The sequence below is a fragment of the Methylobacterium marchantiae genome, assembly GCF_042679825.1.
GTDB lineage: Bacteria > Pseudomonadota > Alphaproteobacteria > Rhizobiales > Beijerinckiaceae > Methylobacterium > Methylobacterium marchantiae.
In genome coordinates this window covers 26,997-41,033 of sequence record NZ_JBHTND010000021.1, presented here as the reverse complement: position 1 = coordinate 41,033, position 14,037 = coordinate 26,997, and the positions used below count along the sequence as shown (strand labels likewise).

At 66.7% G+C, this 14,037-nt stretch carries 12 protein-coding genes; 9 read left to right on the top strand and 3 right to left on the bottom strand.

Features of this window, described 5'->3' with window-relative positions; translation table 11 throughout:
* Positions 1-13: 13 nt before the first annotated feature.
* Both ACFQ4G_RS15370 and ACFQ4G_RS15365 read left to right on the top strand, forming a co-directional pair.
* Positions 14-1,903, top strand: coding sequence for a glycoside hydrolase family 15 protein (locus ACFQ4G_RS15370; protein WP_238205673.1), 1,890 nt, complete (start codon positions 14-16; stop codon positions 1,901-1,903).
* Positions 1,900-3,144, top strand: coding sequence for an MFS transporter (locus ACFQ4G_RS15365; protein WP_238205672.1), 1,245 nt, complete (start codon positions 1,900-1,902; stop codon positions 3,142-3,144). Before ACFQ4G_RS15370 ends, ACFQ4G_RS15365 begins: the two co-directional genes overlap by 4 nt.
* Before the next feature lie 30 nt (positions 3,145-3,174).
* Here ACFQ4G_RS15365 and ACFQ4G_RS15360 read toward each other — a convergent pair whose 3' ends face one another.
* Positions 3,175-3,408 carry a hypothetical protein gene (locus ACFQ4G_RS15360; RefSeq protein WP_238205670.1) on the bottom strand — a complete coding sequence of 78 codons (234 nt, stop codon included), beginning with the start codon at positions 3,406-3,408 and terminating at the stop codon, positions 3,175-3,177.
* 469 nt (positions 3,409-3,877) lie between these two features.
* Between ACFQ4G_RS15360 and ACFQ4G_RS15355 the strand changes: the two genes are divergently transcribed.
* Positions 3,878-4,165: a hypothetical protein gene (locus tag ACFQ4G_RS15355; RefSeq protein ID WP_238205668.1), complete on the top strand. Its 288-nt coding sequence runs from the start codon at positions 3,878-3,880 to the stop codon at positions 4,163-4,165.
* Between the two features lie 480 nt (positions 4,166-4,645).
* Here the strand turns inward: ACFQ4G_RS15355 and ACFQ4G_RS15350 are convergent, their stop codons facing one another.
* Complete coding sequence (locus ACFQ4G_RS15350) at positions 4,646-5,050, bottom strand: hypothetical protein (protein ID WP_238205665.1); 405 nt, start codon at positions 5,048-5,050, stop codon at positions 4,646-4,648.
* A 488-nt stretch (positions 5,051-5,538) separates the two neighbouring features.
* Between ACFQ4G_RS15350 and ACFQ4G_RS15345 the strand changes: the two genes are divergently transcribed.
* The 6 genes from ACFQ4G_RS15345 to ACFQ4G_RS15320 all read left to right on the top strand — a co-directional run bounded on the left by ACFQ4G_RS15345 (position 5,539) and on the right by ACFQ4G_RS15320 (position 13,515).
* On the top strand, positions 5,539-5,949 hold the full coding sequence (locus ACFQ4G_RS15345; protein ID WP_379040518.1) for a DUF2934 domain-containing protein: 411 nt from the start codon (positions 5,539-5,541) through the stop codon (positions 5,947-5,949).
* A 597-nt stretch (positions 5,950-6,546) separates the two neighbouring features.
* Positions 6,547-7,752 carry an SGNH/GDSL hydrolase family protein gene (locus ACFQ4G_RS15340; RefSeq protein WP_238205663.1) on the top strand — a complete coding sequence of 402 codons (1,206 nt, stop codon included), beginning with the start codon at positions 6,547-6,549 and terminating at the stop codon, positions 7,750-7,752.
* Positions 7,753-8,241: 489 nt separating this feature from the next.
* Positions 8,242-9,135: a type II secretion system minor pseudopilin gene (locus ACFQ4G_RS15335; protein ID WP_238205661.1), complete on the top strand. Its 894-nt coding sequence runs from the start codon at positions 8,242-8,244 to the stop codon at positions 9,133-9,135.
* Between the two features lie 203 nt (positions 9,136-9,338).
* Positions 9,339-10,265: a histone deacetylase family protein gene (locus ACFQ4G_RS15330; protein WP_238205660.1), complete on the top strand. Its 927-nt coding sequence runs from the start codon at positions 9,339-9,341 to the stop codon at positions 10,263-10,265.
* A 383-nt stretch (positions 10,266-10,648) separates the two neighbouring features.
* On the top strand, positions 10,649-12,847 hold the full coding sequence (locus ACFQ4G_RS15325) for a histidine kinase dimerization/phosphoacceptor domain -containing protein (protein ID WP_238205658.1): 2,199 nt from the start codon (positions 10,649-10,651) through the stop codon (positions 12,845-12,847).
* Positions 12,844-13,515 carry a biliverdin-producing heme oxygenase gene (locus ACFQ4G_RS15320; RefSeq protein ID WP_238205656.1) on the top strand — a complete coding sequence of 224 codons (672 nt, stop codon included), beginning with the start codon at positions 12,844-12,846 and terminating at the stop codon, positions 13,513-13,515. The genes ACFQ4G_RS15325 and ACFQ4G_RS15320 overlap by 4 nt, the downstream gene beginning before the upstream one ends.
* A 13-nt stretch (positions 13,516-13,528) precedes the next feature.
* On the opposite strand, the gene ACFQ4G_RS15315 is transcribed toward ACFQ4G_RS15320, so the two are convergent.
* Positions 13,529-13,897: a hypothetical protein gene (locus ACFQ4G_RS15315; protein WP_238205654.1), complete on the bottom strand. Its 369-nt coding sequence runs from the start codon at positions 13,895-13,897 to the stop codon at positions 13,529-13,531.
* Positions 13,898-14,037: the final 140 nt, after the last annotated feature.

Below are 14,037 nucleotides of genomic sequence, written 5' to 3'. Positions count from 1 at the left end.
CTCAAGACCCAGCATGAACGAACGCGCCCAGATGGGGGCCGACCTCGGCGTCGATGCCCGGCACCCCCCTGACGAGGGCGCCTCATCCGCGCGGGAGGAATCCGCGCGCGTCGTCGCGGAGGGAATCGAGCACCCGATCCAGGATTACGCTCCCCTGGGCGACGGCCGCTCCGTCGTCCTCGTCGGGCCGGACGGCGCGGTGGCCTGGTGGTGCGTGCCCGAGATGGATTCGCCGCCCCTGTTCGACCGTCTGCTGGAGCCCGGGAGCGGCGGCTATTTTCAGGTCTGCCCCGAGGCCAGCTATACGATGCAGCGGCGCTACCGCAGCGACAGCAACGTACTCGAGACGGTCTTCACCACAGAGACCGGCACGGCACGGATGACGGAATCCCTCAACAGCAGTCATGCCGGCCGATTGCCGTGGTGCGAGCTGGCGCGGCGCCTGGAGGGGGTCTCGGGCACGGTCACATTCCGGATTCGCGCCGTCTTCGGCACCCGCGGGGACTCGGTCTCACCCTGGCTCCAGCCCAATCCGAATGGCTGCGTCTTTCATGTCGGCCCGGTCCTCGGCGTGGTCCGCTTCAGCGACAACATCCGGATCGTCGAGGAGACAGACCGCACCATCGCCGCGGCGGTGACGCTGGCGGAGGGGGAGCGGGCGCTGGTGGCGCTTCTCGCCGGCGAGGACGAGCCCCTGGGGATACCGACCATCGCGGAGATCGATTCACGCATCGACGTCAGCGACGAGGCGTGGCGGCATTGGGCGGAAGGGGTGCATTACGACGGGCCGCACCGGTCCGAGGTGCGGCGCAGCGGCCTCGCCCTCAAGCTGCTGCTGTATTCGCCCAGCGGCGCGATCGCCGCAGCGGCGACCACCTCGCTGCCGGAGCGCATCGGCGGGCCGAAGAACTACGATTACCGCTACGCCTGGATCCGCGATGCCGGTTACACGGTCAACGCGTTCCTGCGCGTCGGCGCGATGCCGGAGGCGAAGGCCGCTTTCTCGTGGCTGATGAAGCATCTCGACGCGCATGGGGCGCAAGTCTTCTACACTCTGCGCGGCGGGCGGGTGCCGGAAGAGACGTCCCTCGACCTCGCAGGCTATCGTGGCTCGCGCCCGGTCCGGGTCGGCAACGCGGCGGCCCGCCAGCACCAGCACGGGATCTACGGCGACATCTTCGAGACCGCGACCCTGTTCGTCGCCGACGGCAACATCCTCGACCAGAAGAGCGCCAAGGTCCTGGCCGCCCTCGCCGACGAATGCGCCGACCGCTGGCGCCAGAAGGATGCCGGCATCTGGGAACTGGAAGTTCCGCAGCACTACACGATGTCGAAGATCAGCGCCTGGCAGGCTCTCGCCCGTGCCGTCGAACTGGCGGAGGCGGGCCATATTTCGGCGACCTGCGTCCCGCGCTGGTCGCGCGAGCGGGATCGCATCCAGGCTTGGATCGAGGAGCATTGCTGGTCTGAGACGCGCCGGGCCTACACCTTCTATCCCGGCACCGACCGGCTCGACGCCTCGCTGACCCTGGCGGTGCGGTTCGGCTTCGACGGGCGCGAGCGCCTGTCCTCGACCCTCGATGCGATCCGCGACGAGCTCGGGCGCGGCCCGCTTCTCTTCCGCTATTCCGGTGCCGAGAAGGAAGAGGGCGCCTTCGTCGCCTGCTCGTTCTGGCTCGTGGAAGCCCTGGCCGAACTCGGCCGACAGGAGGAGGCCGAGGCGACATTCACCGAGACGCTGAGCGCCGTCGCCAAGGGCGTCGGCGTGATGAGCGAGATGGTGGACCCCGCCACCGGCGACCATCTCGGCAACACACCGCAGGGCTTGAGCCACCTCGCCCTGCTCCATGCCGCCTGCTCCCTGCGCGGCGACCGCGGACGATCCCTGAAAGCGGCCTCATGACCGGAACCACCACCCTCGGCGAGACCGCGCCGACGGCCGCCGCGTTGCCGGGCGCATCGCCCGGACGGCATCCCGGCCTCGTCCTGACCGCGCTGGCCATGGGAGGTTTTGCCATCGGCACCACCGAATTCGCGGCGATGAGCCTGCTCCCGGCCTTCGCCCCCGATCTCGGCATCGACGCGCCGACGGCCGGCCACGTCATCAGCGCCTATGCCCTCGGCGTCGTCGTCGGCGCACCGGTCATCGCCGTGCTCGCGGCGAAAGTCGCGCGCAGGACGCTCCTCGTCGGTCTCATGGTTCTGTTCGCGCTGGGCAACGGCCTCTCGGCTCTCGCGCCGAGCTACCACGGGATGCTCCTGTTCCGCTTTCTCGCCGGCCTGCCGCACGGCGCCTATTTCGGCGTGGCCGCCCTCGTCGCCGCTTCGCTCGTCCCGCGAGAACGGCGCAGCCAGGCGGTGTCTCGGGTGATCCTGGGGCTGACCGTCGCGACGGTGGCGGGCGTGCCGCTCGCCAACGTGATCGGGCAACTCGTCGGCTGGCGCTGGAGCTTCGGGCTCGTCGCCGTCCCGGCCCTCCTGACGGCCGTGTCGGTACGGATCCTGGCGCCCCTCGGACGGCCGGCGGTCGGCGCCAGCGCGCTCCGCGAACTCGGAGCGCTCCGGCGCGGACAGGTCTGGCTGACCCTCGCCATCGGCGCGATCGGTTTCGGGGGCCTGTTCTCGGTCTATACCTATCTCGCCTCGACGCTGATCGACGTCACCCATGCCTCGCCGGCGACCATCCCGATGGTTCTCGCCGTGTTCGGCCTTGGCCTGACCCTCGGCAACCTCGTCTGCGCCTGGGCCGCCGACCGCGCGCTGATGCCGGCCGCCGGGCTGACCCTGGTCTGGACGGCGGTGGCCCTGGCGCTCTACCCGTTCTCGGTCGGCAGCGTCTGGACGCTGGCGCCGGTGGTGTTCCTGATCGGTTGCGGCGGCGGCCTCGCCACCATCCTGCAGACCCGGCTCATGGACGTGGCCGAGGATGCGCAGACCCTGGCCGCCGCGCTGAACCACTCGGCCTTCAACTTCGCCAATGCGCTCGGCCCGTGGCTCGCCGGCCTCGCCCTCACCGCCGGATACGGTCTGCCCGCGACCGGGTGGGTCGGCGTGGCGCTGGCGCTGGGTGGATTGGTGCTGTGGGCGGCGTCGGCGGCGCTCGATCGGTCCGGGGCGAGTTCGTCGAAATCGAACCCGGTCTGACCGCCTACGGGCGTCCGCGCCCTGACGCCGCTACGGCGTCAGCGGCTGGATGTCGAGCTGCATGCCGCGTCCCCTCAGCACGCGCACGAGGCGATGCTCCAGATCGGCGTCGAGCCCGTTCACCTGCATGTGGAGACGGCTTCCCTTCGAGGTGCCCGTCACCCAGAGACGATAGACCAGCCCCTCCTCGCGCATCTGCGTCAAGAGCCGCTCGGATCCGAGCCTGTTGGCCTCGTCGTTCATCGCAATGAGGGCAGTGTCCATTCAGGTCTCCCGCTTTCACCGGGAGCCATGCCCGGCCCAATTGCTTCGGACCGGCGGCTCCGGATCATATTGTCCACGCACGCTCCTGCACGGGACGGCGTCCACCTCGTCCGAGGCATCTCTCAGCCAACGTCCCACGGCCGTGTTTCGTCCAGATGTCTCGGTAGTCTTCTCCGAACGAGGATAACGATCAGACCGCGGCAGACCCTCGACCGGTGCGGATTTCCCGCCGGCCCGGACGGCTTCCCGCCCACGATGTGGACAGTCGTCGATCGATCGGGCCTTCCGTCTCCCATCATCCGAAAGTGCTCGATCGCGAGTTGGCGCCACGTCGCTTCATCGATCCCAAGATCAATCGTTCTTCATCATAGAAATTTACTGTCGTTTATTCCCCATGGATCAATAAGCTCTTCCCATACGCTCGCGATGCCGATGCAGCGTGTGTCGGCATCGGCTCCGGAGACATGAGATGAAGTGCGCATCCGTTATCCTGCTCGGAGTCTTCGCGGCATCCCCGGCCGCCGAGGCTCTGGCACAGAATGCCCGCGACGTTCCAATCACGCAGGATCTGCGTCGCGAAGAGCGAATCGAGCGCCGGCTCGATCGGGACATGCCGCCGCCGGTGGATCCCAACGTGAGCCCTGACAATCCGGACGGCGTCGTCGGCTTCGACGGCCCACCGGGCATGTTCGAGAACGGCGTCGAGAACGGCAGCCCGGTCCCCTCCGGATCGCCCGCGGATGCGGACGACGATTGAGGATCTCGCAAAGACCGGCGCGACGGACATCGCTCGCCTGCGGAGAGCTGTGGGTGGAGATCGCAGTCGACGGACGGCCGATCCAGATCGTCGACAGCCATCTCGGCCTCCCGGCCCGGGAGCGGCAGGGGCAAGCGAAAGCCCTTCTCGGACCCGGCCGGGCGGGATCGCGGGCTTGCACACCTTCCTTCGTCCTGCGGGGAGATTTCAACGCAGTGCCGCGAGCATCACCGATGCGCGGCGCGTCGCCGGAGGGCTTTCCGGCTCGGCCGGCTTTCCGAGCCGCTGGCCGTTGCGCCGCATCGACCACATCTTCGTCGCCCCGGCATGGCGGTGACGCGGATGGGCGCAGTGCGGACGAGGAACGCCCGCCTCGCCTGCGGCCTCCTGCCTTTGCTGGCGGAATTGGACATTACCGGCTGATCGGAACGGAACCCCGAGCCTGTCCAACACAGCGGGACCAGCCGGCGCACAGGTATCTCATTCGACGGTCACATCGATCGAAGACCGGCCCAGTATCTTCCCGTCGAACCACGAGAGATGACACGTCACGGTCGCTCTTCCTGGATCGGAAGCCGAGAGGGCGAATCTGTGCATCAACGGAAATCCGACCATGCCCGGCGGAGGTGGCGTGACCGGGCTCAACCCCAGATCCGACACGTCCACGATGGCCGGATGATCCGACGAGCATGTCCAACTCGTCGGAACACCGGCACTCCGCTTCAGTATGAAATCCGCTTTCGAGCTCCTTTCCAATCTCAGCGCACTCAGCCTCACCGCTTCACTGTCTTTCGGCGGCGTCAGATCGACGGGAGGCTCGTCCTTGGCAGACGCGATCGATAGTGATGAAAGCGTCATCAGTACCATCGCGAAGACAGCTTTCATCCCCCGGGTCTCGCTAACAGCACGGCGTTCCATCACGACTGAAGGCCCTCGTCTGGTTTAAGCAGGGCCATATGCGGACCTGCTTCGCAAATGACGGAGCATAGGAGATCGGCCGTTACGAAACCTCTGCGGGTTTCTCGGTCATGCGGTCGTCGTGCGCCTCTGCGGGTGCGCGGCGATCCACCTTCTCCGGCTCGCCTTCAGGCACCGCAGCGGGTCGGTCCCTCCTCGGCATCGGCCGAGCGGTCTTTCGGTCTCGCGGTGCACCATACCTTCCTTCGCCTCCTCCCGCGGACTCGATCGGACCCACGTCTTTCCCACCTGCGACAACGACGGCGGCGCCCCCTGGCTCGACGGCGATCGTTATCACCGCGGAGGGCCTCGCCGGGATCGGCACGGAATGATCTCGCGTTTGCCATGCGCGATGCGGGCTCTTGCCCCGTGTGAATGTGAACCGGCCGGGAACGTGCGACGGGCCCATCCGCAGGATGCAGGAAGGCCGCGACGCGCGGCCGGTGACGATCCATGAACGAGGCAGGATTCGGATGAGGCAAGATTCGACGGGAGCGATATCGGGTCCCACGTTCGAGCAGATCCGTCAGTGCGCCTACGAACTCTGGGAGCGCAACCACCAGCCGATGGGGTTCGAGATCGAGTTCTGGCTGATGGCGGAGAAAGAATTGCGGGCGGAGCGCGGTCGCTCGACCAAGGCCGACGGCTCAGAGAAGACGCGGGCTTTCGAGGAGACGAAGAGGACGGATGAGGCCCACGACGCCAAGGAAGCGATACTTGGCAAGGAAGCGATACTTGGCAAGGAAGCGATACTTGGCAAAGACGCGATACTTGGCAAGGACGCGCCCGCGGCGCGGACGATCGAACGTACGCCCGCAAGGTCATGAAACCGTCGATGCGGCGGTGATCGGCGTCCCTTGATTGAGCCCGTGACTTGGCTGGGCGCATGACTTGGCTTGGCTCAACCGCTTCAGGTTATCCGGAGCGGTGCATTGTCGCGACGCCTGGAACAGATGATCGCCCTGCCATGGCGCATCACGTCCATCGGACTGCGCAAATGGGCGCATGGATCCCGATGAATGAGGGTCGGCATGAGTCACTGACCCGTAGGGCGCCCGATGCCGGCGATGGCCCCACGCAAAGCACACCTGGATTTTTGGCGCGCCTTGAAAACAGAGACGGATTTTTAAGGCCGGATCTCTAGGTTACTGTGCGTTAGGTCGCCGCTTTATCCAATATAGCAAAATATCGAACGGTTCCACCGCGGAGCTGCGCCTGTCGAGGCAGGATGTCGCCGCTGTGGGATTTTCGGAGGCCTCCAAGAAGCAGGCTCGCCCGGGTCTGTCGACGACGGTGGCCGAATTTGTCGCTCCGACGCGCGTGGCGTCGTCGCGATTGTGCAGTTCCAGGCGGTGCCCGCGTCTCAGGCTACGGCGTTCGTGAAACCTTGCCGCGGTAGCGGCGTCATACGGGAATACCAGGGCATGGCCGAAATTTTATCAGGCACCGGCCTGCGCAGGGCATTTTGCGTCTTCCTGGCATTCCTGGCGGCGATGCTCGCGGGCGCCGCGCCGCTCTTCGCCCAAGAGCGTTGGGCTGGCGCCTGGGGGTATGCGACGACGCCACGGATTCCGGGGGTCGATCCACTTCAACCGCCGGGCACCTACTTCCATCGTGTGAAGCTGACCCAGCGCGGGAACGCGATCATGCTGACCCTCAGCAATACCGAAGGCCTCGCACCGGCGACGGTCACGGTAGTCGGTATCGCGGCGGCCGTGGGAACGACCGGCTTCGAATTCAATCCGACGACGTTGCGCCAATTCTTCTTCAACGGACAACCGAACATCACCCTGCCGATCGGCGTCTCGGTGCTGACCGACCCGCTGCCCTACTCCACGGATGTCGGCCAGGAATTCATCATCAGCGTGACCTTCACGACTCCCACTCTTCCGCCCTGGAATCCGATCGGTCTTCCGGTCGCCTTCGCGCCGTCGGTCGGCAACGGCATCGGCCCCATCAAGACCATGCAGGTGCGGCCGTACCTCGCCCAGATTTCGGTTCGCGAACCAGCCGCGCGCTGCACGGTGGTCGCGTTCGGGGATTCGATCACCGACGGTTATCTGGGATTTTCCCCGACCGTGCGCGGCTGGCCGGGCCGCCTCGCCGAACGCATGGCGCTGCTGCCGCCGGAGCGCCGCTGCGGCGTGGTGAACATGGGCATTCAGGGCAATCGTCTCCTGTCCCGGGGCAACGGCATCCTGGGGCTGGATCGGTTCTGGCGCGATGTCGCGTCGGTACCGGGCGCGACGCATGTCGTGCTGCTAGAAGGAATCAACGATATCGGGTGGGCCGGCACGAGCGCACCAGATCTGATCAACGGGTACCGCCAGTTCATCACGCGCGCCCGCTCCCTCGGCCTGCGGGTCATCGCCGGTACGATGACCCCTGCGGGCGGCTCCAGCCTCATTGGGGGCGACAAGGACATGACGCGCAACCAAGTGAACGAATTCATCCGCTTCTCGGGGGCGTTCGACGGCGTGATCGACTTCGATGTCGCGGTCCGCAACCCGTACGCAACGACCTGGTTGCGCCCCGACTCCGATTCCGGCGACCACCTGCATCCCAACGACAACGGCTATCGGCTGATGGGCGACGAGGTGAATTTGAACCTGTTTGCCCCGATGCCGTGAGGCCGTCGCCGGTGGATCGGTGCAATGCGGAACGGCGCGCCGGGGTATGTCGACGGGGCGCGGAGATTTGCCCGGCATTCGGGTCCGTCCCCCTCCCGATCCGGAGTCCCCACTGACCGATTCGTTCGAGCGCGCCTTCCCACGGTGGAGTGGCATCGGTTCTGGTGAAGGCGTCGCACACGAGGCGTTATGGGACAGGCTCTTCACAGACGCGCAACGTCCACGCATGCGTTCGGAGCAGCGCTACAGCGATCAAAAGCTCTACTCAAATTTCTTGTCGCGCAATATGTATAAGAAGCATCGAAGACGATCCTCATCGCAGTCTAGATTGGTCTTTGTCATACAATTGGGCTCGTCGAAGATGGCTGCTACCACGATGGCGTCCGGACCGGTCGCGGCGGGACGCATACCCGGCCCTGGTGAAGTTGCGCATCGGCTTCACGACCGGCGGCGCCGGGAGCCGTTGCTGAGTCCCGTCGCGGTGCGGCCGTGACAACGCGGAGCCTGGCCCCACGCGCCGGACCAGAGGAGGGCGGCTTCGTACTGCCGGCGGTCTTGATCATCCTCATCGTCCTGTCGGCGGCGGCGGCCACGGCGGCCCTGCGCCTGCAGACGCACACCAGGCTCGCCGGCCAGCGCGCCGACGGCCTGCGCCTTCAGGGGCTGGCGGACGGGATCACCCGGCTCGTCGCCTTCGGGCTCGTGGTCGAGCGCAGCTATAGGGCGCCGCGCCTCGGCCTTCCGGAGGAAGGTAGCCCGGTCCTGTGCCAGTTGCCGAAGGGGCGCAGCGCCCGGATCGCCCTGCGCGACCAGGGCGCCCTACTCGACCTGAACACCACCCCACGCCCGCAGATGGAAGAGGACCTTCGGGCGCTGGGCGTCCCCGACCGGGACGCCGGGACGCTGGCCGCCGAGATCGTGGATTTTCGCGATGCCGACGAGACGCCCGAGCCGGGCGGCGGGGCCGAGGCCGCTCAGTACCGGGCGCGCGGCCTCGCCCACGGCCCGCGCAACGGACCCTTCGTGCGGGCGGACGAGATCGAGCAACTGCCGTCGATGAATCCGGCGCTGGCGGCTGTCCTGCTGCCGGTCGTCACGGTGTTCAACCCCAACGGGCGCCTCGACACGACGCGCCTGCGCAAGGTCGCGACCGCCGAGGGTATCAGGCAGCCCGCCCGCCCATCCCAGCGGCAGTTCCTGCGCGTCGAGGTCTCGGTCGCCGATGCCACCGGAGCCAGGGCCGGCCGCTCCGCCCTGGTCTCAACGGGCAACGCTCCCGTCGGGATCGGGATCGTCGAGTGGGTCCGGTCAGTCCCAGCCCCGCAGGCTGGGACGCCGCATCCTGCTTGTGCCCGCATCGCGGCCAGCCTCGGCCTGGACTAATCCGGTTCCGAGATCCGTATGCGAACCAGACCACGCGGGCGGCCCAAGAGATCGGCGACCAGATCGCGCGCATCCAGCGCTCCACGAACCAAGTGGAAGTGACCCGATTCCTCGCCGCGGTTCGCGCCGCCTGACGTCTGCGACCTGTCATCTCGTTCGAGATGGTATATCGAATACCATCTCGAACGAAGGGGTGATATCCGATGACTGTGCTGTTCCATCACGCGGCCGCGCTCGAGCACCGCACGCCGCACGGCCATCCCGAGCGGCCCGAGCGCATGAAGGCGGTGCAGGAAGCTCTCGGCATGCCGGACTTCTCCGGCCTCGACCGCAGGTCGCCCGAAGCGGCGGCGCTCGAATCCGTGTTCCTCGCCCATCCCGAGGAATGGGTTCGCGCGATCCTTCGCTCGGTCCCCACGGAGGGCGTGGCCCATCTCGATTCGGATACGGTCCTCTCGCCGGGCACGATCGACTGCGTGCTGCGCGGCGTCGGAGCCGGGGTGCAGGGCGTCGACCTGGTGATGACGGGTACGGCCAGGAACACTTTCTCCGCCATGAGGCCGCCGGGGCACCATGCCGAACGCACCAAGGCGATGGGCTTCTGCGTCTTCAACAACGCCGCGATCGCCGCGCTTCATGCGAAGGCGGTCCATGGGGCGGAACGGGTCGCCATCGTCGACTGGGACGTGCATCACGGCAACGGCACGCAGGACATCTTCTGGTCGGACCCGTCGGTCCTGTTCTGCTCGACCCACCAGATGCCGCTCTATCCGGGCAGCGGCGCGGTCTCGGAACGCGGCGAGCACGACACGATCGTCAATGCACCGCTCAAACCCTTCGCGGACGGCGACGCCTTCAAGGAAGCGCTGAACAGCCGCGTCCTGACGCGTCTCGAGGAGTTTCGGCCCGACCTCATCATCATCTCGGCCGGGTTCGACGCGCATTGGCGCGACCCGCTGGCCAACCTCATGCTGGAGGCGGAAGACTTCGCCTGGGCCACGGCCAAGGTCATGGAGATCGCCGACCGCACATGCGACGGCCGGATCGTCTCGCTGCTGGAGGGCGGCTACGACCTCAAGGGACTCGGCGAGTCGGTCGCCGCCCATGTGTCGGTGCTGATGGGAGCGTGAGGGCGGGCAGGACGCTCATCCGCCGAGCCGTCGAGGGACGCAACGGACCGACGCACATCTGTACGACCGCATATGTATGAAAGTATACATTCATCGTTTGAAAATGATCTTCGCGCCGGATATGGCAAAGCTCCCGGCAGTTCCTAGATAAAGCGGCGTCGCATCATCCGAGGGTCGCGGCTTTCTTGCCGCATGCAGCTTCCTCAAGGTTGCCTTGTCAGCACCGAGCGGTTCGCGCTCGATTGATTTGGCAAAACGATCGCTTTCTCGTGATGCAGGTCGGATGATACGAGGGTCGGTCTTCTGCTAAGGCGGCGGACCCGTTCGACTGGACCGATGGCGTCGACGTCGCCCGAGTTCGGCATACGGTACAGAATGGACGCATGACGCAATTGCGAGACGCCCGGACGGCCGAGCCTGCCCTGCATCCCGGTCAGGATGCCGATCCGTCCGATCTCGGCCCCGATCTGACCGTCTGCGACCGCGAGCCGATCCATATTCCGGGCGCGATCCAGCCCCATGGCATCCTGCTGATCGCCGACGTCCGGGACCTACGGGTGATCGGCGGCGCCGGCGACATTGAGGGCCTGCTTGCCGCGGAATGGTCCGGACGGACTCTGTCGGAGCTCCTTGGTGAACCGTGCGTGGCCCGCCTTCACGACGCACCGCATGACGAGACCATCGTGATCGGCCCGGTGACGGGCCTCGATGCGACGATGGATGCCACGGCCCGTCTGCAGGACGGGCAATGGCTGATCCAGATCGAGCCGCAAGCGTCGATCTGGACCGATACCGCCAGCCTGCTGGGCTGGCTCGACCGTGCCGGCGGCACCCTGGAGCGAGCCGCCGATCTCAAGGCCCTCTGCGAACGGGCGGCGATCTCGTTCCGCGAACTCACCGGCTTCGACCGGGTGATGATCTACCGCTTCCTCGACGACGATGCGGGCGTGGTCATCGCCGAGAGCCGGGTGCCCGAACTCGGCAGCTTCCTGCACCACCATTTCCCGGCATCGGACATCCCGAAACAGGCGCGGGCGCTCTACATCCGCAACCGAGTCCGCGTGATCCCGAACGTCGACTACACGCCGCAACCGCTTCGACCGGCGGACTTGTCCCGGCTGGACCTGAGCGATATCGACCTGCGCAGCGTCTCGCCGATCCACCTCCAGTATCTGCGCAACATGGACGTCGCGGCCTCGGCCTCGGTCTCGATCGTCAAGGACGGCATCCTGTGGGGGCTCGTCGCCTGTCACAACCGATCGCCCCGTACTCTCGCTTTCGGACAGCGGGCGGCCTGCCAGGCCCTGGCGGGCAGCCTCGCGCGTCAGGTGAGGGCGCGGGAGGTCGCGGAGGATTACCGGGAACGTCTCCTGCTTCGCAGCGCCGAAGACGTCGTTTCCGGTAAGGTCCTCGGCGAAGCGCCCCTCGCCGATATCCTCATCGAGGCGAGCGAAGATCTGCGCCGCATGCTCGGCGCCGACGGTTTCGCGATCCTGCAGAGCAAGGAACTCCACCATACCGGGCGCTGCGCCGATGAGATCGATCTGCGCGAGATCGCCGCATGGGTCCGCACGGTGGGCGGGGCGCAAGCCTTTCAGACCCACTCTCTCAGCAAGCGCTTTCCTCCGGCTGCCGCCTATCGCAGCCTCGCGAGCGGCCTCCTCGGCGTGGTCCTGTCGGGGGAGGAGCCGATCATCCTGATGTGGTTCAGGGCCGAGCAGATCGAGATCGTCAACTGGGCCGGCAACCCGCACAAGGCCGCGAACGCCTCCGGTGGCATCCTCAGCCCTCGCGCCTCCTTCGAGGCCTGGACCGAGGAGGTCCGCGGCCATGCGAGGCCGTGGAGTCTGCCCGAGATCGAAGCGGCCCAGCGTATCGTCCGCGAGTTGTACGAGGCGCGCCAGACCCGGCGCATCCGCGACCTGAACCGCGAGCTCGCCGCCACCGTGGCGGACAAGGAAAGTCTGCTGGTCCAGAAGGATTACCTGATCAAGGAGGTGAACCACCGCGTCCAGAACAGCCTTCAGCTGGTCTCGGCCTTCCTGGCGCTGCAGGCGAGGGCGGAAGGCAACGAGGGCCTCAGCGAGTCCCTCGCGGAAGCGCAGCGCCGTCTGGCCGCCGTGGCCCTGGTGCATCGGCGTCTCTACAGCGACGACAACGTCGAGATGATCGACCTCGCGCGCTACCTCGACGACCTCGTCTCCGAGATGAAATCGTCGATGGGCCCCGACTGGGCGGAGCAGTTCAGCACCGATTTCGCGCCCATCCTCATCCCCACCGACTCGGCGGTGAATATCGGCCTGATCCTGACCGAGCTCGTCATCAACGCCAACAAATACGCCTATGCCGGCGCCGCCGGGCCGATCGTCATCAGCCTTGAACAGCATCGCGCCCGCTTCCGCCTGATCGTCGCCGATGAGGGCCAGGGCAAGACGGACAGCAGGAGCGGCTTCGGGACGAGGATGCTCAACGCCATGGTGGACCGGCTCGGCGGGACGATCGAGAACACGAACAACCGACCGGGATTGAGGGTAATCCTGACGGCCCCCATCGGGGCGCCCGAGCCGATGTCGATGCCATGATCCGAGCGGACCCCGTTTCCACCGATTCGGCCTGGACGGATTTGGCCGGCCCGCAGCGGCGGCCGACATTGTCGGATCGTCTCAGGAGCGAGACGCGGGACCAGCACGAAGATCTGGAACGCCGGCTCGATTGGCGGCAGCGGATGGCGACCCAGGAGGGCTACCGCTCCCTGCTCGCCCGCTGGTGGGGCTTCCACCGGGTTTTCGAGCCCGCCGTCGCCGCGGCCTTCGGCGCGGATTTCGCGCAGCCGCTCGGCAAACGCCACCTGCTCGAACGGGACCTCCGCCATTTCGGGATGAGCGGGGAGGCGATCGAGGCGCTGCCCCGTTTCTCGCCGTTCACCGGTTTCGACGACCGCGCGGCGATCCTCGGCGCCCTCTACGTCACGGAAGGCTCGACGCTCGGGGGTCAGGTCATCGCCCATCATGTCCGGCGGAGCCTCGGCGAGACGATCGCCTCGGGCGGCTGTGCCTATTACGAAGGCTACGGGAAGCGGGACACAGCCGCCATGTGGACGTCGTTCCGGGCCTTCCTCGACCGGTCCGGCGAGGACAGCCCGGCTGGCGACGTCATAGACGGCGCACGCTGGACATTCCGGGCGCTCGCCACCTGGCTCTGTGGCGACGAGCCGTCCCGTCATGCCCCACCGGGGACGACGCCCCGCTGAGGCCGGTTGCGGATCATCCGGCGTCGACCGAGCGTCCGGCATAGGTCTCGAAGGACGTCATGACCTTCTCCGTCAGCCCGTCTTCGATCTCGACGGTGACGCGAATGGCGCCTTCCAGAGCGGGCTCGCCTTCGGTGCCTTCCTTGAGACGGCCGTCCTCGATATCGGCTCGTGCCGCCTCGGTTCCGGCGCTGTTGTCGCTCCCGGCCGCGTGGATGGTCACGGCTCCCCGGTCGATCCCGTGTTCCTGCACGAGGTGTTCCACCGCCGTCTCGGCGTCGCGTCGGCTCTTGAATTCGGCGGACATGGTCTTCGACATCATCACGTTTCCAGGAGCATCCACGGGCTTGTTGAACCCTCGATCGGAGGAAAGGTTCAGCACGGCATCGTTCTCGCGGCCTGCGGCAGGGTGGCGAGAAGACAGATCGGAGCCGCGATCCGATCTTGACCCTGGACATCTCTCCTTGAGTTTGAGGGATGTTTTGCGCAACATCCCGGTGTTTTCGATGCAAACACTTGTTG